General features: G+C 61.5%; 24 protein-coding genes. 12 read left to right on the forward strand and 12 right to left on the reverse strand.

Annotation, left to right across the window (positions count from 1 at the left end; genetic code table 11):
- Positions 1 to 19 precede the first annotated feature (19 nt).
- The 3 genes from HWX14_RS15910 to HWX14_RS36520 all read left to right on the forward strand — a co-directional run bounded on the left by HWX14_RS15910 (position 20) and on the right by HWX14_RS36520 (position 1,764).
- Positions 20 to 1,021: a LysR family transcriptional regulator gene (locus HWX14_RS15910; protein ID WP_151062540.1), complete on the forward strand. Its 1,002-nt coding sequence runs from the start codon at positions 20 to 22 to the stop codon at positions 1,019 to 1,021.
- A gap of 111 nt (positions 1,022 to 1,132) precedes the next feature.
- The gene (locus tag HWX14_RS36515) at positions 1,133 to 1,417 is read left to right on the forward strand and encodes a hypothetical protein (RefSeq protein WP_233629362.1); all 285 of its coding nucleotides are present in this window, start codon (positions 1,133 to 1,135) and stop codon (positions 1,415 to 1,417) included.
- Positions 1,378 to 1,764 (forward strand): hypothetical protein, encoded by a 387-nt coding sequence (locus HWX14_RS36520; protein ID WP_233629361.1) that lies wholly within the window; start codon positions 1,378 to 1,380, stop codon positions 1,762 to 1,764. Before HWX14_RS36515 ends, HWX14_RS36520 begins: the two co-directional genes overlap by 40 nt.
- Before the next feature lie 205 nt (positions 1,765 to 1,969).
- Here the strand turns inward: HWX14_RS36520 and HWX14_RS15920 are convergent, their stop codons facing one another.
- The 7 genes from HWX14_RS15920 to HWX14_RS15950 all read right to left on the reverse strand — a co-directional run bounded on the left by HWX14_RS15920 (position 1,970) and on the right by HWX14_RS15950 (position 9,050).
- Complete coding sequence (locus HWX14_RS15920) at positions 1,970 to 3,115, reverse strand: branched-chain amino acid ABC transporter substrate-binding protein (RefSeq protein WP_151062539.1); 1,146 nt, start codon at positions 3,113 to 3,115, stop codon at positions 1,970 to 1,972.
- A 264-nt stretch (positions 3,116 to 3,379) separates the two neighbouring features.
- Entirely contained in the window at positions 3,380 to 4,882 is a 1,503-nt protein-coding gene (gene ansP, locus HWX14_RS15925; RefSeq protein ID WP_151062705.1) for an L-asparagine permease, read from the reverse strand.
- Positions 4,883 to 4,935: 53 nt separating this feature from the next.
- Positions 4,936 to 5,742 carry an alpha/beta hydrolase gene (locus HWX14_RS15930; RefSeq protein WP_151062538.1) on the reverse strand — a complete coding sequence of 269 codons (807 nt, stop codon included), beginning with the start codon at positions 5,740 to 5,742 and terminating at the stop codon, positions 4,936 to 4,938.
- Positions 5,743 to 5,820: 78 nt separating this feature from the next.
- The gene (locus HWX14_RS15935; protein ID WP_151062537.1) at positions 5,821 to 7,038 is read right to left on the reverse strand and encodes a pyridoxal phosphate-dependent aminotransferase; all 1,218 of its coding nucleotides are present in this window, start codon (positions 7,036 to 7,038) and stop codon (positions 5,821 to 5,823) included.
- A complete protein-coding gene (locus tag HWX14_RS15940) occupies positions 7,035 to 7,679 on the reverse strand; it encodes a dimethylmenaquinone methyltransferase (RefSeq protein WP_151062536.1) in 645 nt (214 codons plus the stop codon). The genes HWX14_RS15935 and HWX14_RS15940 overlap by 4 nt, the downstream gene beginning before the upstream one ends.
- Before the next feature lie 3 nt (positions 7,680 to 7,682).
- A complete protein-coding gene (locus tag HWX14_RS15945; RefSeq protein WP_151062535.1) occupies positions 7,683 to 8,363 on the reverse strand; it encodes an RraA family protein in 681 nt (226 codons plus the stop codon).
- A gap of 27 nt (positions 8,364 to 8,390) precedes the next feature.
- Positions 8,391 to 9,050 carry an RraA family protein gene (locus tag HWX14_RS15950; protein ID WP_151062534.1) on the reverse strand — a complete coding sequence of 220 codons (660 nt, stop codon included), beginning with the start codon at positions 9,048 to 9,050 and terminating at the stop codon, positions 8,391 to 8,393.
- Positions 9,051 to 9,241: 191 nt separating this feature from the next.
- Between HWX14_RS15950 and HWX14_RS15955 the strand changes: the two genes are divergently transcribed.
- Complete coding sequence (locus HWX14_RS15955; protein WP_151062533.1) at positions 9,242 to 10,156, forward strand: LysR substrate-binding domain-containing protein; 915 nt, start codon at positions 9,242 to 9,244, stop codon at positions 10,154 to 10,156.
- Between the two features lie 115 nt (positions 10,157 to 10,271).
- Here HWX14_RS15955 and HWX14_RS15960 read toward each other — a convergent pair whose 3' ends face one another.
- Positions 10,272 to 11,180, reverse strand: coding sequence for a LysR family transcriptional regulator (locus HWX14_RS15960; protein ID WP_151062532.1), 909 nt, complete (start codon positions 11,178 to 11,180; stop codon positions 10,272 to 10,274).
- Positions 11,181 to 11,577: 397 nt separating this feature from the next.
- Between HWX14_RS15960 and HWX14_RS15965 the strand changes: the two genes are divergently transcribed.
- The 8 genes from HWX14_RS15965 (at position 11,578) to HWX14_RS16000 (ending at position 18,383) form a co-directional block, all read left to right on the forward strand.
- Positions 11,578 to 12,225, forward strand: a complete 648-nt coding sequence (locus HWX14_RS15965) for a DUF4286 family protein (RefSeq protein WP_151062531.1) — start codon at positions 11,578 to 11,580, stop codon at positions 12,223 to 12,225.
- 68 nt (positions 12,226 to 12,293) lie between these two features.
- Positions 12,294 to 13,553 carry an MFS transporter gene (locus tag HWX14_RS15970; protein WP_233629366.1) on the forward strand — a complete coding sequence of 420 codons (1,260 nt, stop codon included), beginning with the start codon at positions 12,294 to 12,296 and terminating at the stop codon, positions 13,551 to 13,553.
- A gap of 68 nt (positions 13,554 to 13,621) precedes the next feature.
- Positions 13,622 to 14,329 carry a 5-oxoprolinase subunit PxpB gene (pxpB, locus tag HWX14_RS15975; protein ID WP_151062529.1) on the forward strand — a complete coding sequence of 236 codons (708 nt, stop codon included), beginning with the start codon at positions 13,622 to 13,624 and terminating at the stop codon, positions 14,327 to 14,329.
- A complete protein-coding gene (locus tag HWX14_RS15980) occupies positions 14,329 to 15,306 on the forward strand; it encodes a biotin-dependent carboxyltransferase family protein (protein WP_200076937.1) in 978 nt (325 codons plus the stop codon). Before pxpB ends, HWX14_RS15980 begins: the two co-directional genes overlap by 1 nt.
- Positions 15,307 to 15,349: 43 nt before the next feature.
- On the forward strand, positions 15,350 to 16,123 hold the full coding sequence (locus HWX14_RS15985; protein ID WP_151062527.1) for a 5-oxoprolinase subunit PxpA: 774 nt from the start codon (positions 15,350 to 15,352) through the stop codon (positions 16,121 to 16,123).
- A 7-nt stretch (positions 16,124 to 16,130) separates the two neighbouring features.
- Entirely contained in the window at positions 16,131 to 16,583 is a 453-nt protein-coding gene (locus HWX14_RS15990; protein ID WP_175883529.1) for a biotin/lipoyl-containing protein, read from the forward strand.
- Positions 16,584 to 16,590: 7 nt separating this feature from the next.
- Positions 16,591 to 17,955, forward strand: coding sequence for an acetyl-CoA carboxylase biotin carboxylase subunit (gene accC / locus HWX14_RS15995; RefSeq protein WP_151062525.1), 1,365 nt, complete (start codon positions 16,591 to 16,593; stop codon positions 17,953 to 17,955).
- Positions 17,952 to 18,383 carry an acetyl-CoA carboxylase biotin carboxyl carrier protein subunit gene (locus tag HWX14_RS16000; RefSeq protein ID WP_151062524.1) on the forward strand — a complete coding sequence of 144 codons (432 nt, stop codon included), beginning with the start codon at positions 17,952 to 17,954 and terminating at the stop codon, positions 18,381 to 18,383. The genes accC and HWX14_RS16000 overlap by 4 nt, the downstream gene beginning before the upstream one ends.
- 23 nt (positions 18,384 to 18,406) lie before the next feature.
- Here HWX14_RS16000 and HWX14_RS16005 read toward each other — a convergent pair whose 3' ends face one another.
- The 4 genes from HWX14_RS16005 to HWX14_RS16020 all read right to left on the reverse strand — a co-directional run bounded on the left by HWX14_RS16005 (position 18,407) and on the right by HWX14_RS16020 (position 23,350).
- Positions 18,407 to 19,000, reverse strand: a complete 594-nt coding sequence (locus HWX14_RS16005; RefSeq protein ID WP_151062523.1) for a TetR/AcrR family transcriptional regulator — start codon at positions 18,998 to 19,000, stop codon at positions 18,407 to 18,409.
- An 81-nt stretch (positions 19,001 to 19,081) separates the two neighbouring features.
- Complete coding sequence (locus HWX14_RS36765) at positions 19,082 to 20,866, reverse strand: amino acid ABC transporter permease/ATP-binding protein (protein ID WP_175883530.1); 1,785 nt, start codon at positions 20,864 to 20,866, stop codon at positions 19,082 to 19,084.
- A gap of 59 nt (positions 20,867 to 20,925) precedes the next feature.
- Positions 20,926 to 22,284, reverse strand: a complete 1,359-nt coding sequence (locus HWX14_RS16015; protein ID WP_151062521.1) for an LLM class flavin-dependent oxidoreductase — start codon at positions 22,282 to 22,284, stop codon at positions 20,926 to 20,928.
- Between the two features lie 7 nt (positions 22,285 to 22,291).
- A complete protein-coding gene (locus tag HWX14_RS16020) occupies positions 22,292 to 23,350 on the reverse strand; it encodes an LLM class flavin-dependent oxidoreductase (protein WP_151062520.1) in 1,059 nt (352 codons plus the stop codon).
- Positions 23,351 to 23,384: the final 34 nt, after the last annotated feature.

A 23,384-nucleotide genomic window follows, 5' to 3' on the forward strand; every position in this document is an offset into this window, starting at 1 on the left:
GGTATTGGGCGGGGTTTTCATGGATATCAAGCAGCTTCGAGCATTGCTCGCCGGCGCCGAGACGGGAAGCGTCACGCGGGCGGCCGCATTGCTGCACATCGTGCAGCCGGCCGTTTCCCGGCAACTACGACTCCTCGAGGAGGACATCGGCACGCCGCTTTTTTCGCGCGGCCGCTACGGCATGGATCTCACGGAAGCTGGCGAAATCTTTGTCGAACACCCGCGGCGCGCGCTGGCCGAACTCGATCGCGCGAAATCCGAAATGCAGCCTTCGCGCGGCGTGAGCGGCACCGTGACGGTCGGCCTGTTGCCCAGCACATGCGACCTGCTTGTAAGCGAACTGGTGACTTCCGTCGCATATCAATTTCCCGCCGTACGCATCCGGGTTTCGATGGGGTACACGGGTCATCTGCAAAATTGGCTGGAAATCGGCGAGGTGGATGCCGCACTACTCTACGATCCCAAACCGTCTCCGATACTCCAGGTTACGCCGCTCGTCGAAGAGAAGCTGTGGGTCGTCGCACGTCCGGATGCCGGGTACAGCTCGGGCTCTCCTGTGCATCTCACGCAGGTCGCACACTTGCCAATGATCCTGCCTAACGCGCCGCATGGCATCCGCACGCTCGTACAGGAGGCGTGCATCAGCGCAGGAATCGGGTTGAACGTGGCGGCCGAGACAAACGCGATGAGCGTCCAGAAAAGCCTCGTCTTAGGCGGAGTCGGCATCACGATCCTGCCGGGCATTGCCATCCCGGATGATGTCGCACGGGGCGCGCTCCGTGCGGCGCCCCTCGTCGATGCCGGTCTGCAGCGCAAGATCGTGCTTGCATTGCCGCAAAATCGACGTATCCCCGTGGCTGTGCGCTGTGTCGTCGATGTGCTCGTTGCGCAGATTTCGGACGCGGTGCGACGCGGTATCTGGACGACCGCACAATTGCTAACCGACGAGGCACGCCTTTCCGCTCGACCGGCTTACGCTCCCCAAGAAAATGCGCAAAAAAAGGAAGACGAGCCGCAATAGGTTTGACTTATGACCGCGACTTGAAACTGTTATTTCCGCGCGTCAGAACGTTCACATAGAGTCTCCGTATCGAAAACGAATCCGCCGGCCCAGGCCGCGTCGGAGACACGCATGAACGACCAGGACACGGGAGTCGGCGAGCGTAGGGAAAACGCCAGCGATATCCTCACTCAGACATCTGCAGCCGCCCTGAGCGCGACACTGGGCCACGAGACGCCTCCCCAAGTCGGCGAAGCGCTCCCCCATCTCTGGCACTGGATCTTTTTCAGGCCGACCGTGCCTCAGCACCTCATTGCAGAAGACGGGCATCCGCAAAAAGGCGGCTTCCTCCCTGATCTCGGGCTGCCACGACGCATGTGGGCAGGCGGCCGTTTGCGTTTTCTGTCTCGCTCATAGTCGGTAGCGAAATCAGCCGCGAGTCGAAGGTTCTGAAGGTCAGCGAAAAGGAAGGCCGAAGCGGAAGACTGAGCTTCGTCACCGTCAGCTATCAGATCCGGCGCGCGCACAAACTCGCCATCGACGAAGAACACGACATCGTCTATCGCGAGCCAGCCGTTCGCGGTGCACCGGCGCCCGCACCCACCGCTGCGCCCGATAACGCCTCGTGGAAAAGGGAAATCGTCCCGACGGAAGTGTTGATGTTCCGTTACTCCGCGCTGACTTTCAACGGACACCGCATCCATTACGACAAGCCGTACGCCACGCAGGCGGAAGGCTATCCGAATCTGGTCGTCCATGGGTGACACCTCTTCATGGCGGACATTCTCGCCTAAATCAGTGTCCGGATTCATTAGACCACTACAGACAGGTTCCCGTCGGCCAGCTGAAGCGCAGCGGGCAGAGTGCATATGACTGAGCGATCCCACGCTAGACCGTTGAAATAGCGAAGTACTTGATGACAGGCCGCCTAGAGGCGACCCGTCTCAGCGCGCTAGCTCGCCCACCAAACTACATCTTCACAACGTCAAGCAGCATCTTCTTGCCTGCCTTATAGTCGTAAAGCGAAATCACGCTGTGCTTGAGGTCGCCCTTCGAGTCGAACGTCGTTTCCCCGATCACCCCGGTGTAATCTGTCCTCGGCATTTCTCGCAGAATCTTCGCCGGATCGGTCGAATTCGCGCGCTTCATCGCATCGACAATGATGTACACGGCGTCATAGGTGAAAGGTGCGTAGATCAGAATTGGCTGATGGAAGCGCGCTTCGTATTTCTGCTGGAATTCCTTGCCCGCTGCCATTTTCTCGAGTGCCAGCCCCGCTTGCGAGCAGATCACGTTGTCGGTTGCAGAGCCGGCCAGATCCGCCAGGTTTTCGGTGCACAGACCGTCGCCGGCGAGTACTTTCGCGCGCAGCCCCAGTTGTTTCGACTGCTTCGCGAACGGACCACCCGTCGCGTCCATGCCGCCGTACATGATCACGTCCGGATTTTCACCCTTGATCTTCGTCAAAATCGCACGGAAATCCACCGCCTTGTCGTTCGTCGCATCGTGCGATACGACCTTTACGCCGAGCGCCTTCGCAGTCTTCTCGAACTCGTTCGCGAGCCCTTGGCCATACGCGGTCGCATCGTCGACGATGGCCACCGACTTGACCTTCAGATTCTTCACCGCGTAGTTGGCAAGCGCCGGCCCCTGTTGCGCGTCTGTCGCGACCATTCGGTACGTCGTCTTGAAGCCTTGCTGCGTCAAGATCGGATTGGTTGACGAGGGCGATATCTGCACGATGCCGGCATCGCTGTAGATTTTTGATGCCGGAATCGAGGTACCCGAGTTCAGATGCCCAACTACCGCGACGACGTGGTCATCGACCAACTTTTGAGCGACCTGGGTCGCCTGGCGCGGGTCGGCCGCATCGTCCTGTGCATCGAGCATCACCGTAATCTTCTGACCGCCAATAACGAGCCCCTTCTTGTTAATCTCCTCGACAGCAAGTCTCGCGCCGTTCTCGTTGTCCTTCCCGAGGTGGGCGATCTGGCCGGTCAGCGGCGCGACATGGCCGATTTTGACAATTTGATCGGCCTCAGCCTGTGTTGCAATCGTCGCGCAGAACATCGCAGCGGCCGCGAGGAGCGCGTGCTTTTTCGTCGTGAAATTCATCGTGGTCTCCACCATTAGTCTCCAAGGTAAAGTCATCTCTGACTGTACCGAACACCGTCTCATTGCCAAGCGCGAGTGAACGGTCGATCGAGATTTGTCGACTTACATACAGTTAAAATAACGCGGCTGCACCATACAACCGCTGCGCTCTCAGGATGAGTCAGTACACTTGAAACACGGCGGTAATCTTCTAGAACAGCTTTGGAATTGTTCTATTTTTTGACGATACTGACTCGCAAACGCGACCGGTATCGCGCACGTCTTTCAGTATTTTTCGCTCTCCAGCCCGTTCTCCGTAAGCACGGCCGACGACATTGAGTGCGTCAGTACGCCTCGGTGCGTACGCCTGCTCATCCACATCCAACCAACGACGAGAAGCAATGCAAGAACCGGAATAGACGCGACGGTCCACGTGCCCCCCGGATAATCGAACGCCATCAGTACGAGCACACCGACCAGGAACAGCAATGTGAGCCATGACGTGACGGGCGCCCCCGGCATCTTGAACGGAACATCCTCCGCATCGCCGCGCGCGACTGCTGCGCGGAACCTCATCTGGCATACAACGATGAATCCCCACGTGCTGATGATGCCGATCGATGCAACGTTGAGAACTATCTCGAACACGCTGGTCGGCACTAGATAGTTCAGCATGACACCGACGAGATATATTGCGACCGTTACGAGAATCCCGGCATATGGCACCGATTGCGTGCTCATTCGCGCTAGAAATTTCGGCGCGGACCCGCCCATTGACAGCGAGCGCAACACACGGCCGGTCGAATACAACCCGGAGTTGAGGCTCGACAGTGCGGCCGACAGCACAACGATATTCATCACTGAACCCACGCCGGAAATGCCGAGCGCGCTGAAGAAAGTAACGAACGGGCTCTGTCCTGCCTTGTACGCGCTCCAAGGCAGAAGGCATACGAGCAATACAATCGACGCAACATAGAACAGCGCTATCCGCCAAATCACACTGTTGATTGCACGCGGCAGCACGCTTCGTGCATCCTTGCACTCGCCTGCAGCAGTTCCCACCAGCTCGACACCAGCAAATGCAAATACAACTCCCTGCACTAACACCAACGCCGGCATCATTCCGTGCGGGAAAAGGCCGCCGTTATCAGCAATCAGATGCATACCCGTCGCGCTGCCCGCTACCTCCCCCCCGCCGCCGAGGATCGCGGTCCCGACGATCAAGAAAATCACGATCGCCGCAACCTTGACCAAGGCGAACCAGAACTCCATCTCGGCAAACCATTTCACGCCAATCAAGTTCATCGCCGCGACGATGAATAGCGCAATCAACGCGAACGCCCACTGCGGAACAGCTGCGAACGCACCCCAGTAGTGCATGTACAGCGCGACCGCGGTGATGTCGACAATGCCTGTCATCGCCCAGTTCAGAAAGTACATCCAGCCAGCGACGAATGATGCCTTCTCACCCAGGAATTCGCGTGCGTACGATACGAAGCTGCCGCTGCTTGGCCGATGCATCACCAGCTCGCCGAGGGCGCGAAGAATGAGAAACGAAAATCCGCCGCACACAAGATAAACGATCGCCAGCGAGGGGCCAGCCGCTTGCAGGCGCGCGCCCGCACCCAGAAAAAGGCCGGTGCCGATCGCTCCACCGATCGCAATCATCTGCACCTGTCGATTACCCAGGGTCTGGTGATATCCGGACTCGTGAGACTCGAGCCAAGCTTTGCGGCTGGCTCCCTCCCCTTGCCCAACTACTACACCTTCTTTTCTCTTTGAATTCATCATTGTCTCCGCCGTCAGCCTCTGGTCCGACGTCTTTTCTTCAAGCCGCCATGTCAGCTTGATCGCTTTTGAAACGCTGCAATCGCCTCCCACATCAACACCGGATTGGAATACATCGGAAAATGTCCGCAATCTGGTATTTCGGCCAGTTCAACCCCGTTCTCCTGGATGTGCTTCAGATAGGAAAGGGATGCATTCTGCTCGCCATACATAAACATCCGAGGCATCGGCAGACCGAGGAACTTCGTCATAAGATCGCCGTTATCCGACAGATCGACCATCGATCGAAAAATACCGCCGACGGCTTCGGCGCGAACCTTGTGGCGCAGACTCGCCGAATATAGGGCGCTTGCATAAGCAGGCGCATGCAGCGTGCGTTCAATGAAGTCGTCAAAAAACCGTTGGGCGTCGTCCCGTGCATGGTCGACGATCTGTCGGCTGAGAAAGCAGTCTTCCGGAGCGATGTTTCCTTCAATATCGACAAAGCTTAGAACACGCTCGGGCTGCTGGTGTGCGAACATCAATGAGGTCAAACCGCCCATCGAATGCCCGATCAGATGAAAGCGATCGAAACCGATATGGTCCAGAACAGCTCTGGCAGTCTTCACAAGAAACGGGATATTGATCTGCGACAGATCGGCACAACGGGTCTCGCCGCACCCCGGTGCGTCATATGCAATAAACGGATGCCCGTCAAATGCGGCATGACGCACGATATCTGCGTAGTCCTCTTTCGTGGAACCGAAGCCGTGCAGGAACACGATCGGCGCTTTTTCGCCGTCACGATGAATGGCCGAAACGTCCAGCGCCGTGCCGTCGACGTTAAACCGGAACTGCGACCGGGTAAATTCACGAGTCATCTAAATCACCTTGCACTAATATCGCCGCGGCGCGGCCTCGATTCACCGAAGGTAACGAGCCCGCGCACGCGACTACGTTCAATCCGCAAGCGTCGTGCAGAAATCCTGAATGGCCGCGCAAGCGCGCGCCAGGGACTTGTCGTCGAGGGCGTATGCGATGCGAATGTAAGGCCCAAGACCGAACGCGCTGCCATGCACGGTGGCGACACCGGCCTCGTCGAGCAGCGCGTTGACCACCGCCTCGTCGCTGTCGAGATGTACCCCCGCACGCGTCGTCTTGCCGATCAGGCCTTCACATGACGCAAACACGTAGAACGCGCCCTGTGGTACCGCGCAACGCAGACCCGGCGCTTGGGCGAGCTGTTCAATGACCAGTTCACGCCGGCGCTGGAATGCGATGCGCGAGTGTTGGATGAAGTCTTGCGGTCCCGTCAATGCGGCGACCGCGGCATGCTGCGAAATAGTTGATGCACCCGACGTCTGCTGCCCTTGCAGCTTCTCCATCGCTTCGATCAACCAGCCGGGACCCGTGCCGAAGCCGATACGCCAGCCCGTCATCGCATACGCTTTGGATACGCCGTTCATCGTCAGCACGCGGTCGCGTAGACGCGGCTCGACTTGGGCGAGCGTAAAAAACTCGATGCCGTCGAAGATCAAATGCTCGTAAATGTCATCTGAGAGCACCAGCACCCTCGGGTGCGCGAGCAGCACCTCCGCCAACGCCTGCAGTTCCGCGCGGCTGTAGACCGCACCTGTCGGGTTCGACGGCGAATTCAGAATCAGCCAGCGCGTGCGCGGCGTGATCGCCGCTTGCAACGCGTCGGCCGTAAGTTTGAAACCGCTTTCTGCCCCGCATGGAACGATCACAGACATCGCGCCGCAGAGCTGTACGATTTCAGGGTAGCTGACCCAATACGGCGCCGGCACCACAACCTCGTCGCCCTCGTTAAGCGTGGCGGCCAATGCATTGAAGATCACTTGCTTGCCACCATTGCACACGAGCGTGTCGCGCCAGTCGACGTTCAGACCGTTCTCGCGCTCGAACTTCGCGGCGATAGCCTCACGCAGCGCGCGCAGCCCCGCGACCTGCGTGTAGCGCGTATGACCTGCCCGGATCGCCGCGATGCCAGCTTCGCGAATGTGTTCCGGAGTATCGAAATCCGGCTCGCCGGCGCTCAGCGAGATCACCGCCGCACCACTGGCGCGCCGTGCGGCCACGCGATCCATCACCTTATACGTGGCCGACGGACGGGCTTCGGCCAGGAAGCGATTCAGAACTTCTGCTGGTACGGTCATTGCGCGGCCCTCCAGCTGGTGAGCCCCATCAGCTCCAGCGTGCTGCGCCCTTCACGCAACGCGTCCATCATCTTTGCTTCCTTCTCGGCACGGATCTGCCCCTGAGCCAGCGTCTCTCCGACGTGTGCCGCCGGGATCACGAGGACACCGTCATCGTCAGCAATGACCAGATCCCCAGGCGCCACCGGCGTGCCGGCAAAGCTGATCGGCTGCCCAACCGACGGTGCACTGGCCTTGATCGTGCCGCGCATGCAGATACCGCGGGTGAACACGGGAAACCGCCGGTTGATCAGGGCCGCGATGTCCCGCACACCTCCGTCGATGACCAGACCGACGACACCGGCAGCCTCGGCCGCCACGGTCAGCACTTCGCCCCAGTAGCCCGACAAGAAGCCACCGGTCGATACGACGAGCACACTCCCCCTCGGCACCTGTTCCATCGCAATGTGGATAGACAGGTTGTCGCCCGGGGAACATTCCAGCGGATACGCAGGCCCGGCAATCGAGGCCCCCTGCCATACTGTGCGAATCGCGGGATCGACCGAGCTAGTAGCAAGACCGGACGCTTCGTGCAGCGTCGATGTACCAAGCGTGCACGCTTGCGCCAGCAGAAGCGGGTCGTACGAACGGGCGTTGATCATGACTCAACCCTTGGTTTGAAGTTTGTGATAGCCGAGTGCGGCGCGTGCGTCGCCGAGGGACTTGCCTTCCGCGATCAGCTCGCGGATCCGCGACTCGACTTCCTCGATCGTGCGGGCAATTTCGGCTACTTCACGGGCGCGGCCGCGCGGCACGACGACGACACCGTTCGCATCTGCCACCACAATGTCCCGCGCCGCCACGCGGACGGTTCCAATCCCCACCGTGGTATTCACCGATTCGACCTGCACGCGGTCCTTGCCTGTCCGCATGAAGCGACCAGCCGTAAACAGCGGATAGTTGTCGGCCAGCGCCGTGTTCACGTCGCGACAGACACCGTCGATCACGGTGCCGGCGATCTCACGCAGCCCTGCGTACTGGGTCATGATGTCGCCCCAGACCGTGCAATCGGTGCGACCGTCGTTGTCGATGACGACCACGTCTCCCTCCGCGACCTCATCAATGAAGTCCCCGACGGTGCCGGGCGGATCGCTGGCCGGCACGTACTTGACGGTAAATGCCGGCCCTACGACCACCTTCGTATAGTTCGCCAGCGGCATGATGCCCAGCGACTGCCCGTGCAAGCCCAGCTTGTCCATGGCGTCGGAGACACCGGGGGTGTCCAGCCCGGCGAACAACGAGACCAATTCCCGATCTTCCTCGCTCGCTCTGTTCGGATTCGTCATACAAAAAAGCTCCCCAATGGTGTCGAATCAGCGGGCCGCGATGGCCTCGAATTCCTTGTCATGCATGACCTCGGCAACGGACCTGCCGGCGCGCACGGCTGCGACCATGCCATCCTGCCGACGCGCAATGCGCTCGCCGAGATCCAGCACCTCCTCGATACGCGCTGCCGGCACGAACACCGTGCCGCAGCGATCGGCAATGACGTAGTCCCCCTCGTGCACGGTGACGCCCCCCATCTGGACTGCTTTGCCGGAGTCAACCTGGATCACGCGATTGCGCGCGCTGATCATCGTCACGCCGCGACCGTAGACCGGATAGCCGATCGACTCGCTGCCCTCGATGTCGCGGCTCAGGCCGTCGATGACGGATCCGCGGATTTGCTTTGCCGTGGCGGCATTGGCGAGAATGTCGCCCCAGCACGAAATTCCGTCAGCACCGCCCGCAATCACCAGCACGCGGTCGTTCGTGGTTACCGCATCGATGACAGGCGAGATCAAATGCACGGTGGGCTTGGCATCCGCTTTGGGACCAAGCTGAATCGTGCTCGCGCGGCCAACGATCTTCGGGCAGTCCCACAAAGGGCGAAGGCCGTAAGTCGCGCCCGGGAGATCGAGAAAATCGAGCGCATCGGAAACGGTGTTGGTGTCGAGCGCGGCGAGGCGGTCGAGGATCGAGGTGAGGTTCATCGCGGTTGCGTTCGTTGACAGGTGGCACAATCGTCGCGTTGCCACGTTGATCTGTAAATTTCTAATTTCGTATCTGGCTGATACCATTTTCGAATCAGCGAAAACCTGTGTTTTGGGGTCAGGCGAGCGGAAAATGTGCACCTTCCTGCGAATTTTTCTATCGCCGAACATTCAGGACGGAGAAAACCCGCATGAGCAATACGATCGACTTCAGGCTAATTCGCCAGCTGTGGATGTTTCTGGCCGTTGCCGAAGAACAGCACTTTGGACGAGCGGCGAAGCGCTTGAACGTATCTCAGCCGCCATTGACGGCTCAGATAAAGATCCTCGAGCAATCGCTAGGGCTTCAGCTTTTTTATCGCTCCCGCCAGGGCACGCAACTCAGCCCCGCCGGCGCCGCGATCCTGCCTGCCGTACAACAATTCACGAGTCAGGTCGAACGGCTAGAGCGCGTCGTCCGTGAGGTCGCATCGGGACGGTCCGGGGTCCTGCACGTGGGAGCCATTACGTCCGCGATGCTCGAAACTGTCCCGCCCCTGCTGGACGAGCTCAAGCGGGCTCATCCGGATCTGACGGTTTTCGTGAAGGAAATTGACAGCGTCGACGCAATTCCCGCGCTCGAAGCGGGAGAGCTGGATCTCGCATTCGTGCGCGTCGACAGAGAGGTCGGAAACGGCATCCTTACGATGCCGCTTGCCGAAGATCGCCTGGCCGTCGCGCTTCCCAAGGATCACGCGCTTGCGTCGTTGCCGAGAGTACGATTGCGATCCTTGGCGGGTGAGCAAATGGTCGTTTCGTCGCGACAGGTCGCGCCGGACTATTTCGACTTGCTGATGTCCGTTTGCCGATCCCATGGGCTGGCACCTCGCGTCATGCACGAGGTCCGATCGATTACGTCACAGGTCGCGTACGTCGGTTGCGGACAAGGTGTTGCCCTGGTGCCGTCGTCAATGCGCAAGCTGGTACCCGGAAACGTCGTCGTGAGACCTTTGAAAGAAAGGGTGATGGTGATAACGGCGGCACTGGTATGGAACTCGAACCGCTACCACCCAATGGTGGACGCAGTGGTTGCTTTGTTGAAACAACAGCCGGCCCGCCGCCTCTGAGCCGTCACCATGCCGGTGAACTGCCCCGATGCTGTTCGCTGTATTGCGAGCCGATGCCACGTTGGGAAACCGGGAGGCGGCATGGCCGATTCCCACGTCCTCTCGACTGCAACGTTCAAACCTGCGAGAACGGCACGGGTAACGAACGGGTGAAGCGATCAGCCTCCTGACAGGCGAGATCCGCGACAAAGCGGATTGCATCGGATGCTCGGCTTTCCATGTAGCTGACGACCAGCCCTTGAGGCCGCAGGGGCAATCCAAAGGGGATGATCTCGACCTCCCCGCGCTCCACCTGATCCCGCACCGGCGGCAACGGAATCAGCGCGTTGCCGAAACCGCTCTTGACCAGCCTCACGATGGCATCGATCGAGTTGGCGCAATGGACTTTTCCCATCGGCACGTCCGCGCGTTTGAAGACGTCCCGGAGTACGAGATAGGGCTGCGATCCACGGCTCATCGAGACAACCGGTCGCGCGAGCAGTTCATGGACGTCCATACCGACCGACGCCGAGCCGGGCCTGCCGATCCATCCCATTGCCATCGGCAGACAGGCCTTGCTGTACATCCCCTGCCCGATCAATTGATCAGTCTGCAGCGCAACGTCCACATCTCCATCGCGCAGACTCCGATTGAGCCGCTCCGACGATTCCGCGCTCAACTGAACCTCGATCCCGGGATACGTCGACTGCAGATGCTCGACAAATCCAATAAGCCAGGTGTGAACAATGGTATCGATCGCGCCGATACGCACGCTCCCGAGCAGTTTCCGGTCAGTTCGCCCAAGTTGCATGATTTCACTTTGAAGTTCAAGCATGCGCTCGCCATACTGAATCAGCCGCACGCCGACCGGAGTAAGGCGCATCTCACGTGAATCCCGATCGAACACGCGCGCACCGATCTCTTCTTCGAGAGCCGCGATGCGATTCGAGATGGCCGCCTGAGTGACGTGCAAGCGCTCGGCGGCTGAGCGAAAGCTGCCAAGCTCGACGGCAACGAGGAAACTTTCCAAAAAGCGGGTGTTCATGGGGAAGGAATCCTGGCAAACGTATGCGAGTAAGCCGCCGCGCGAAAGCGCTTGGTGCGGATATAGCAGACGGACTTTCGCCCGAAAATTTTTCCGTGTAAATCCCCGGAAACCGCAGACGAATACGACGCCCCACTGGCGATCAAGTACCGGACACCCATCCGTCCCCTCTGCCGTTATCGCCTACATTGCCGGTATCACGTGCCCGGGGAAAACCCGCCCCAGCTGCCACGTCGCCAGATGCGGCAATCACCGCTACTGCCCGTTCCGGCGTACCCGGGGGCCCCGTCAACAAGAAAAACTTATCAGTTTTACCAACAAATTCCCGGTTGCCCAGCATTTATTGGGTAGAGACGATGAACCGGTCTAATCCATTCGGAAACTCAAGGAGACAAGTATGGAGCCGCGCGGGTTGCTGTTCGTCGCATCCGATGTCGATGCGCAGGACGAAGAGGACTTCAATCGATGGTATGACAGCGAACACCTCGAGGATCGAGTCAGGATGGACGGCGTTTTGTCCGCGTCGCGTTACGTCGCCGTTAGCGGTGGCCGGCGCTACCTGGCGCTGTACTGGGCGCGTGCGGTATCTGCCTTCGACTCTCCTGCATACGCGCACGCGTTTCGTCACCAGACGCCATGGTCCATCGACGTACTGTCGAAGATGCGCTCACCAGTGCGGCGGATCGGCACCCTGCACGCCGAAATCGGCAAAGGGTCCGGCGGATGGCTGGCGATTTTGCAGCTGGGCATGTCGGACGAAGCCGAGCGACTCATTGAACAATGTATCAAGCTCGGACACACGCTGTCGCAACGCACCGGTTTCGTCCGCTCATACCTGCTTCTTCCGAACGACGAGTTAAGCAGGCCTCTGCCGCTAGAGGACATGTCTTGTCGCCAAATGCGACCGATTCTGATCATCGAGAGCAGCAGCGCGTCATCAAGCGAATCGGCACTGCAAACTGCCATCAACGCGCTTAACGGCTCGATGGCGGATACCGCAAGGTATTGCCTTGCATGGAACCTCGATGCCAAGGAGTGTGCGTAATGGAAAACTCGACGACGTTCGCGCAGGACAAGCATGCCTCGCATGAGGGTTCCATCCTCAAGCCGCGCATGGGCCGTCTCGCCGCCGCGAGTTCAATCGGCACTACGCTCGAATGGTTCGATTTCACCATCTACAACCTGATGGCCGCGCTGGTGTTCAACACGATCTTCTTTCCGTCGTTCGATCCGATGACGGGCACCATCCTCGCCTTCTCAACTTATGCCGTTGGCTATCTGTCGCGCCCGTTCGGTGGCATCGTATTCGGTCACCTGGGGGACAAGCTCGGCCGGCGATTCGTGCTTGTTGCAACACTCGTCATGATGGGCGCGGCAACTGGAGCGATGGGATTGTTGCCGACTTATCAGGTGTGGGGTATCTGGAGTCCGATCTTGCTGGTCGCCCTGAGGTTCCTACAAGGCGCGGCAATTGGTGGCGAATGGGCGGGCGCCGTTCTGTTGTCCATGGAACACGGCGATCAACGTCACCGCGGACTCAATGCGTCGTTTGCCCAGGTCGGGCCGGCGTGCGGCACATTGCTCGGCGCGGGATTTCTTGCCATGTGCTCGACGTTGTTGTCGACTCACGATTTCCAGTACTGGGGATGGCGTATTCCGTTTCTCTCAAGCGCCATTCTGGTGGCGTTCGGCCTGTGGTTGCGGCGCGGTGTAGATGAAACGCCCATGTTCAAGCAACTGGAACGCCACAGTCAAAAGGCACAGCTTCCGATCAAGGAAGTCGTTGCCGGACATTGGCGACGATTGCTGATCGCCGGCAGCGTGCGCATCGGTTCCGATCTCGTCTACGGCCTTTTGATCGTCTTCTCGCTTACCTACATCACGACCATTCTGCATCTGCCACGCTCGCTCGCACTCACCGCGACGATGCTCGGGTCTGTATTGCATGCAATTTGTGTCCCAATCTTCGGTGGCTTGTCCGACCGGCTGGGCCGACGCATTGTATATGGTTCGGGCGCCGTGCTGTCGATCGCATGGGCGTTCGCATACTTCGCGCTGATGGATTCGCGTCAGCCTGCAAGCATCTGCGCCGCGGTGGTGATTGGCATGCTTTTCCAGGCAATGATGTATGGGCCGCAGGCTTCATTCGTGACGGAACAGTTTCCGACCCGTGTCCGGTATGCCGGCGCTTCGCTCGCGGCAACGCTCGGCGGCATCGTAGGTGGTGCGTTCGGGCCGTTGGCCTTCGCCGCTCTATACAAGGCGTATCTGTCTGTCGTGCCAATTGCGCTATACGTCGGCACCGGCCTCGCCATCACGCTCGCCGCCCTGTATGCGGCCCGGGAAACCGCCCGCGACCCGCTCCAGGAATGAACGAAGCGAACCGCGGCACATGCCGCCCACTCCTCCGAACGAGCAAGCTGAGCGACGAAATGAACCGAATGACCTCTCCTGCTGAACTCGTGGCGTCCGATCGTCGGTCTGCCGCTGAACCTCGCGTTCATGCAGCCGGGGCTGGCGCGATTCTGTTCGATCCATCGAACGGTCCCTTCGATCCCATATTGCAGCAGCGACTTTTTGCGCTCGCACAGCGAATCCGCTCGTTAGGGGACGCGAAACGATCGCAGGAGCTGGTATTGGGCGTCAACAATCTCCTGTTCGTTTTCGACCCGCTGTCGCTTGCTCCCAGAGAGGCCGGCGATTTGATGGTCCGACTCTGGGAAACGACGGAACCCCTCGTTCAGCTCGGCCGGGAGATCGAGATTCCCGTCGTATATGGTGGTGATGCCGGTGAGGACTTGCGTCAACTGGCAGCGGGCGCGCTGATGGATGTCCGCGAATACATCCGGCGTCACGCTGAAGCGGAGTACAGCGTGGCCAGCATCGGCTCCATGCCGGGTTTCGCTTACATGACGGGATTGCCGCCGGAATTGAGGGTGCCAAGACGGAAGGTTCCGCGGATCAAGGTCCCGGCCGGCACGGTGATCGTTGGCGGCGCGCAGGCCGGCGTCATGCCATGCACGGCGCCGTCCGGATGGCATCTGCTAGGTACGACCACGCTCGAAATGTTTAACGTCAAACGTGACCCGGTCTGCTTGTTGTCGCCGGGCGACCGGGTTCGATTCAGCGTAGCGAGGATTGAACTGTGATGGAAGTACTGTCGAATGGTGCCGCGAACCTTATTCAGGATCTCGGTCGGCGCGGACACCTTGAGAGTGGGATCAGCCGTGGCGGTGCGATGGACACCATGGCGCTCACGCTCGCAAACGCTTTGGTCGGCAACGATCCCGGCGCGGCCGGTATCGAGGTCAATATGTTCCCGTTCCGGCTGCGCTTTCAGCAGGATACCGATTTCGCGACGACCGGGGCCGACTGCACCGTTCGCCTCGATGATCTGACACTCGCGCCATGGTGGCGCCGCTCGGCCAAGGCTGGGCAAACTGTCGTGATTGAACATCCCAGGAGAGGGGCGCGCGCGTATCTCGCAATCGGCGGAGGAATCGATATCGAGCCAATTTTGGGATCCGAAGCTACCGATCTCAAAGGCGGTTTCGGTGGGATGGAGGGTCGAGGCCTGAAACGCGGCGACGTGCTGAAGGTGCGAAGCCGCCGCACTCCTCCAGTCAGCAAGGCATCCGGGCTTGGCATTGTTCCGCAACGCCTGGCTTCATTCATGCAGGAACTATCAAAAGGCTGCGTGACCGTCAGATTCTTGCGGGGCGCCGAATATGACCGCTTCACGGAATCGGCCCGCGCTGAGTTCGGGCAATCCGAATATGAAGTGACGGCGGAAGCCAATCGAGTGGGATATCGCCTCAGCGGCCCAATGCTCCCGCTGACCGAGCACGTCGAACTGCTGTCGCACGGGATCGTCCCCGGCACGGTTCAGGTTCCGTCATCCGGACAGCCGATCGTTCAGATGGCGGAAGCCAATACATGTGGCGGATACCCGAAGATTGCGACCGTCATCGAGGCCGATCTCTGGAAACTCGCGCAGGCGCCGGTGGGATGCCAGGTCCGCTTCCAGGTAACGGACGTCGAAACGGCCGTTAACGCATTGCGCGAACAGGCCGATGAATATGCCCGCATCCGCGGCAATCTTTCAATGATGGCCGATCGAGACTGACAACGACGCTCGTCAATGAAGCTTTCCGAAGAGGACATGAAGTATGAACGCTAGACAACACATTGAAGTTGACCTGAATTCCGACATGGGCGAAGGATTTGGCCGCTACCGAATGGGCGATGATGACGCCATCCTGAATATTGTGACGTCGGCCAATATCGCGTGTGGCCTGCACGCCGGCGATCCGGAAATCATGGCACGCACGTTTGCGATGGCCAAAGAGCGCGGTGTCGCCGTTGGTGCGCACCCCGGTTTTCCCGACGTATGGGGTTTCGGCCGTCGCGTCATTCCATTCAGCACCGGTGAAATCGAGCGCCTGATTGCGTATCAGATAGGTGCCGCGGACGCACTGGCTCGATATGCCGGTCACCGGATCACCTACGTAAAGGCACACGGAGCACTGGGGAACATGACACAAACGGACGAGGATGTCGCAATGGCAATCGCACGTGCGATCAAGTCTGTCAATTCCGAGCTGATCTGCATGACGTTTTCCGGTGCCGTGATGGAGCGCGTGTGCCGCGACATGGGGCTGCGTGTGCGTAGCGAGGTGTTCGCCGATCGCGCCTACGACGAGGAGGGCCATCTACTACCGCGGAAATTGCCAGGCGCTGTCCTGCATGATGCCGGCCAAGCTGCTGCGAGGATGCTACGGATGATTCAGGCAGGTGCGATCGAGACAGTATCCGGCCGGATGCTGAAGGTACCGATCGATACGATCTGCGTGCACAGCGACACACCTGGGGCAATTGACATGGCCGCCCGTGTTCGCGACACGCTCGAACAGGCGGGCATTTCCGTCAAGGCATTTAGCTGAGGCGCGCATGAATCTGGACATTATTGACGACTTTGTTGCGCTGTTTGACCGCGCGTCCGTCAGCGTGATTGACTATACGAATGGTGACCAGCGGATCAGGCTCGTGCGCGGCCAGCGCGTTTGCGATTCGGCCGCGAATACACCAGCAGCGCTGCCAGCTCAGAACATCGCGAGTACGGTTGTCGATGCAAACGCCCAGACTGGCGCCGTCGGTTCACACCCGCATACGATCGCCGCAGGCATGATCGGAACCTTCTATCGCGCCTCGGCCCCGAACCAACATCCATTCGTGTCTCCTGGTGATCGCGTCCATGCAGGCATGACGCTGGGACTCGTCGAGGCGATGAAACTGCTGAATCCGATCGAAGCCGACCGCGACGGACTGCTAGTCGAAATCCTCGCCGCGGACGGCGCACCCGTCGCACGCGATACCCCGCTTTTCGTCATTGACCCAGCATAGAGATCCAATGTTCGATACCGTACTGATCGCCAACCGCGGCGAAATCGCATTACGCGTGCTGCGCGCGTGCCGCGCCCTGGGCCTGAAGACTGTCGCGATCCACTCCGAAGCCGACGCGGATCTCCGCCATGTTCAATTGGCCGACGACGCGCTATGCATCGGGCCACCACCGTCGTCCCGGAGTTATCTTCGAGCTAGCGAGATTCTCATCGCCGCGCAATTGACGAACGCGAATGCAATCCACCCGGGCTACGGTTTCCTGTCCGAAAACGCCGATTTTTCCGCAGCGGTCGAGCGGGCCGGACTGACCTTCATTGGGCCGAGCTCGACAGCCATTCGCATGATGGGCGACAAGGTCAGTGCGAAGCGCGAGATGCAAGCGGCCGGCGTGCCATGCGTACTTGGCTCCCCGGGCGCATTACCGACGGATGAGCGACTCATCATTGAGATGGCGGACGCTGTCGGCTATCCGTTGATCATCAAGGCGGCCGGCGGTGGCGGCGGCAGAGGAATGCGCGTGGTCCGCGAGCCCGCTGAGCTGCTGCTAGCCGTGTCGACGACGCGAGAGGAAGCTGCAGCAGCCTTCGGAAACTCCGAGGTCTACCTCGAGCGATTTCTAGAACATCCGCGTCATATCGAAATTCAGGTAATCGCCGATATGCACGGCCACGTGATCTGGCTCGGCGAACGAGATTGTTCGATGCAACGGCGTCATCAGAAAGTGATCGAAGAATCGCCAGCGCCGGGCGTTTCCCGAGACGACATCGCACGCATCGGCACCCTGTGCACGCAGGCATGTTTGCGCATCGGCTATCACGGTGCAGGCACCTTCGAGTTTCTCTACGAAGATGGCGCGTTCTACTTCATCGAAATGAATACGCGCGTGCAAGTCGAACACCCAGTCACGGAAATGGTGACTGGCGTCGACATCGTAACTGAACAGATCCGAATCGCAATGGGCCTGCCTCTATCTTTCTCACAAGAAGACATTCAACCGCGCGGTCATGCGATCGAATGTCGTGTGACGGCCGAACATCCTTGGACGTTCGCACCGTCGCCCGGACGCGTCGACTCGTGGCTCGCGCCCGGCGGCCCCGGTATCCGCGTTGAATCGCATTTGTATCCCGGATACGAAATCCCGCCGCACTACGATTCCCTGATAGCGAAGCTGCTCGCCCACGGACGTACGCGTGACGAGGCCATCGCACGGATGCGCGTCGCACTGGACGAGATCGTGATCGGTGGAGTCGACACGTCGATCCCGCTTCATCAGGCGCTGATGAAGGAGCGATCGTTCTCAGAAGGCGGATTCGATATCCATCATCTCGAGCGCGTCCTCGCAAACGGCACATTACAGGGAGCGGTACGATGATGGACCTTCAGCGCATTGAGCGACTGATTGCGACACTGCAGCATGCGGGAGTCGCGGAATGCGTTTATACCATTGGAAATCAAACTATCCGGCTGGAATTCGATTGTCACACAAGTCCGATTGCGAACGAGGATCGCGGGTCTTGGGGCACTCATATGTCAGGAGACGGTGATCCTTCGTTTAGCTATGTTCGTGCACCGTGCAGCGGACATTTTGCCCGCGTCCATCCGTTCCGTGATCAGCCAGTGGCCGGTGCAGACACCGTTGTGAACGAGGGGCAGCATATCGCCTACATCGAAGTCGATTCCATGCTGTTCCCAGTTGTCGCACCGTTTCGCGGCCGTCTGGGCAAGATAGCCGTCGCGGACGGCGACAGAGTGGGCTTCGGGGCGGCATTGATCGAGATCGAGCGAATTGCCGTGAAATAAGGGGATGATGAGTCGCCCGATCTTCAGGATCGGGCGGTAGTGCCATGATCTGCGCACAACACCGCGAGCGCCGCGCGCCGCGCGAACTCGATCGCGGCGATATCTTGCTGGACCATCACGACCGCCAAAGCGCCGTCGTAGATCAGTGCAAGGATAGCCGCCAGTTCGCGCCGCTGAGTTCTCGTGACGGGAAAATCGGCAATGGCCTCCTCGAATACTCCCTTGATGGCGTCCTTGTGGGACTTGACGACCGCATGAATTGGTCCGGACTCGAGATGTTCCGCCTGCGCGCGCAAAAAAGCGCAACCACGAAATCCGTGCCGCGCCACGATAGCCAATCTGTCGAAAATACTAACTGCACGCCTAACGGGGTCGTCTCCAGCCGCTGCGATCGTGTCGCGGATCGCCGATAACGCCGCGGCCCTCCTCCCTTCGAGATAGGCCAGAACAAGTTCCTCCTTGTTGGGGAAGTGACGATAAAGCGTCGCCTTCGCAACTTCAGCATCCTTGATCACCCAATCGACTCCTACAGACCGGATCCCGTGCTCGTAAAATAGTCCGCTCGCTACAGCGAGGATATGGTCACGTATGCTGGAAGACGCGTTCATCGAATGCATAGACAGAGATCGTGAGCGGCAATTGTACTTCGGCCAAAGTTGAATATAGCGGGCGGTTGATGAATCCACCGTTTGCGTCGCCTACAACACTCGCGACAGAAACGCGCGCGTGCGCGGATGGGCCGGCGCGTCGAGCACGACGGCGGGCGGGCCCGACTCGACGATGCGGCCGCGCTCCATGAACAGCACGTTGTCCGCGACTTCGCGTGCAAAGCCGATCTCGTGCGTGACGATCACGAGCGTGGTGCCAGAGCGCGCGAGCTCCTTGATCACGTCGAGCACTTCGTTGACCAGTTCGGGATCGAGCGCCGACGTCGGCTCGTCGAACAGCAGCACCTTCGGGCGCAACGCGAGCGCCCGCGCGATCGCGACGCGCTGCTGCTGGCCGCCGGACAGCTGGCGCGGGTAGGCATCGGCTTTGTCCGCGAGGCCGACGCGCGCGAGCAGCGTGCGAGCGGTGCGCTCGGCGGCCTCGCGCGTGATGCCCGCGACGGCGACGGGCGCTTCCACCAGGTTCTCGAGCACGGTCAAGTGCGGAAACAGGTTGAAGTTCTGGAACACCATGCCGACCGCCCTGCGCCGCTTCAGCACGTCGCGCTCCTTCAGCTCGTGCAGCACGTCGCCGTCGCGCCGATAGCCGATCAGCTCGCCGTCGATATCGATGAAGCCGTCGTCGACGCGTTCGAGATGGTTGATCGTGCGCAGCAGCGTCGACTTGCCCGAACCGGACGGCCCGATGATCGCCGTCACGCTGCCGCGCGGGGCGACGAACGACACGTTGTCGAGCACGCGCTGCATGCCGAACTGCTTCGATACGTTGTGCACGGCGACTTCGCCGCCGGCGCTCGGTAGCGGAGCGGTCGCGTCGTCGCCGCGGGCCGTTGCGGTGGCTGTCGCGTGGCGTGCCGCGGCACGCCGCCACAGCGCACCGATGCGCGCCAGCACGAACGTCAGCGCCGACGGCGGCGGGTTGCGCAGCGCGCCGCGCGCGTAGTGGCGCTCGACCTGAACCTGGATCGCCGACAGCACGGTCAGGATGATCAGGTACCAGACGGTCGCGACCATCAGCAGCGGAATCACTTCGAGATTGCGGCGATAGATCACCTGCACCGTATAGAACAGCTCGGGCATCGCGAGCACGTACACCATCGAGGTGCCTTTCGCGAGCGAGATGAGATCGTTGAACGCGGTCGGCAGGATGGCGCGCATCGCCTGCGGCAGCACGATCCGCGTGGTCTGGCGGCCGCGCGGCAGGCCGAGCGCCGCGGCGGCTTCGAGCTGCCCCTGGTCGACCGCGAGAATGCCGCCGCGGATCACCTCGGCGGAAAACGCCGCGTGGTTCAGCGTGAGGCCGAGCACGGCCGCGAGGAACGGGCTGATCAGGTCGGTGGTCGGCGTGTCGAACCACACGATGTCGGTGAACGGCACGCCGAGCCGCACGTGTTCGTACAGGTAGCCGATATTGTTGAGGATCAGCAGCAGCACGATCAGCGGAATCGACCGGAACAGCCACACGAAGGTCCACGCGCTCGCGGCGAGCAGACGCGAACGCGACAGCCGCGCCAGCGCGACGAACGCGCCGAGCGCGAAGCCGAATACCGCGCCGAGCAGCGTCAGCACCAGCGTGCGCGCGAGCCCGGACAGCACCGGCGGCGACAGAAACCATTCGGCGAATACCGGCCAGCCCCATTGCGGGTTGCCGAGGATCGAATGCAGCGCGAGCGCGATCAGCACGAGCGCGAGCACGGTGCCGGCCGTGCGCGAGCGGTGGCGGGCCGGCACGATGCGCAGGCGCGTGCCGGCGTCGCGGACGCGGGACGAAGGAAGCGGCGGCAGTGCGCCGCCGAGATGGGTCGTGTCGCTCATGTCGGTGAAGGTCCTCGATCGGGTCGGTCGGACGCGCCGCGCGTAGCGGCGCGTCGGCGTCACGCGTGCGCTTCGGCCGCGTCGTCCTGTTTCTGCACCGCGCCGGGCGCCGCATGGCGGCTCGCCTTGCGCGGCAGGCCGAGGTGGTCGCGCAGCGTGCTGCCCGGCAGGTCGCGGCTGTAGCGGCCGCGTGCCTCGAGTACCGGAATCACGAGGTCGACGAAGTCGTCGACGCCCTGCGCCTGCACTGGAAAGCCGAGGATGAAGCCGTCGCCGGCGCCCGCGTCGTGCCAGCGGATCAGCTCGTCGGCGACATGCTCGGCCGTGCCGATGAAGTTCGGGCGCGGCGTCGCGACGGCGAGCGCCGTCTCGCGCAACGTGAGCTGCTTGCGCTTCGCGTCGGCCTTGATCCGGTCGGTGGTCGAGCGAAAGCTGTTGCGGCCGAGGTCGCCGAGTTCGGGGAACGGCGCATCGAGCGCGTACTGCGTGAAATCGTGGTGATCGAAATAGCGGCCGAGATACGCGAGCGCCTCGTCGATCGTCAGCAGGTCGCGGATCGCCTGATATTTGTCTTCCGCCTCGGCGGCCGTGCGGCCGACGATCGGGCCGACGCCGGGGAAGATCTTCACGTCGCCGGGCTGCCGCCCGTGCTCGACCGCGCTCTGCTTCACGCGCCGCGTGAACGCGGCCGTTTCGTCGAGCGACGGCGAATGCGTGAACACGGCATCCGCATACTTGCCCGCGAGCCCGATGCCCGTGTCGGACGAGCCGGCCTGGAAGATCACCGGCTGCCCCTGCGGCGAGCGCTGGATGTTCAGCGGGCCCGCGACCTGGAAGAAGCGGCCGTGATGGTCGAGCGTGTGGAGCTTGTCGCGATCGAAGAAGCGCCCGGTCGCGCGATCGCGCACGAACGCGTCGTCGTCCCAGCTGTCCCACAGCCCCTGCACGACGTCGAGGTATTCGTCGGCGATCTCGTAGCGCAACGCGTGCTCGGGATGCGCCTTGCCGAAATTCTTCGCGGTGCCTTCGAGCGGCGTCGTCACGACGTTCCAGCCCGCGCGCCCGCCGCTGATCGCGTCGAGCGACGCGAGCTGGCGCGCGACCGTGAACGGCTCGCTGTACGACGTCGAGATCGTGCCCGCGAGCCCGATCTTGCTCGTCGCGACCGCGAGCGCCGACAGCACGGTCAGCGGCTCGAAGCGGTTCAGGAAGTGCGGGATCGACTTCTCATTGATGTAGAGGCCGTCCGCGACGAACGCGAACGCGATGCCGGCGGCTTCCGCCTTGCGCGCGATGCCGATCGCGAAGTCGAGGTTGATGCTCGCGTCCGGCGGGTTGCTCGGGTGTCGCCACGCGTTCATGTGGCTGCCTGCGCCTTGCAGCATCAGGCCGAAGGGAATCGATCGTCGGGTGGTCATGGGCGCGTCACGTGTTCTGGTCGGGGGAAAGGGAATGGTCCGAATGGTCGGCCGCGAGGGCCGCCTGCAGCGGCGTGATCGACTGCGCGCCGCCGAGCCATTCGGCCGACGCGAGCCGCGCCGCATAATCGGTCACCGGCGAGTCGATCACGAACGCGTCGACGTCGAGCCGCCGGCTCAGCGCGTCGAGCGCGCGGTGCACGCGCTCGGGCGTGTCGGCCAGCACGGCCGGGCGCAACTCGTCGATCCGGTAGTCGGATGCGCCGCTTTGCCGCGCGAATTCGGCGGCGGCCTGCGCGCTCGCCAGGTTGAAGCTCGGGCCGCCGGCGAATTGCAGCTTGAATATCTTCAGCGGCCCGATCAGTTGCTCGGCCTCGTCGCGGGTCGGTGCGGCGACGGCGTACAGCGCGACGAGCGGGCGCGTGCCGCCTGCGTCGCGGTACGCGGCCAGCGAGCGTTCGAGATTCGCATCGTCGCCGTTGAAGTGCCCCGCGTAGCAGAAGCGCCAGCCGTTGCGGGCGGCGAGCGCGCCGCTATCGGGCGAGCCGCCGAGCAGGATGCGTTCGGGCGCGTGCGGCGGCACCGGCATCGCGACCGCGCCGGCGAGCGGGTGATCTTCGGCGACGCCCCAGCCGAGGAACGCGTCGAGCTCGGCGAGCTGGCCCGCGAAGTCGGGTTTCTTCGCCTTGTCGTGAAACCACTGCAGCGCGCGCGTGGTCAGCGGCAGCCCGCCGGGCGCCTTGCCGATGCCGAGATCGACGCGGCCCGGCGCGAGCGCGGCGAGCAGCTTGAACGTCTCGGCGACCTTGAACGGGCTGTAGTGCTGCAGCATCACGCCGCCCGAGCCGACGCGAATGCGCGACGTATTCGCGAGCAGGTGCGCGACGACGACCTCCGGCGCGGAGCTCGCGAAGCCCGGCGCGCCGTGATGCTCGGCGACCCAGAAGCGCGCGTAGCCGAGCTGTTCGGCACGCTGCGCGAGGGTCGTCGTGAAGCGCAGCGCGTCGGCGGCGGTCGCACCGTCGGCGATTGGGCTCTTGTCCAGCAGGGAAAGTGAATATGTCATAAGACGTGACTGAAGTTCAGTTCAACTGGTCACC

Origin of the sequence: Burkholderia sp. BCC0044 (assembly GCF_902832955.1) — a bacterium.
GTDB lineage: Bacteria > Pseudomonadota > Gammaproteobacteria > Burkholderiales > Burkholderiaceae > Burkholderia.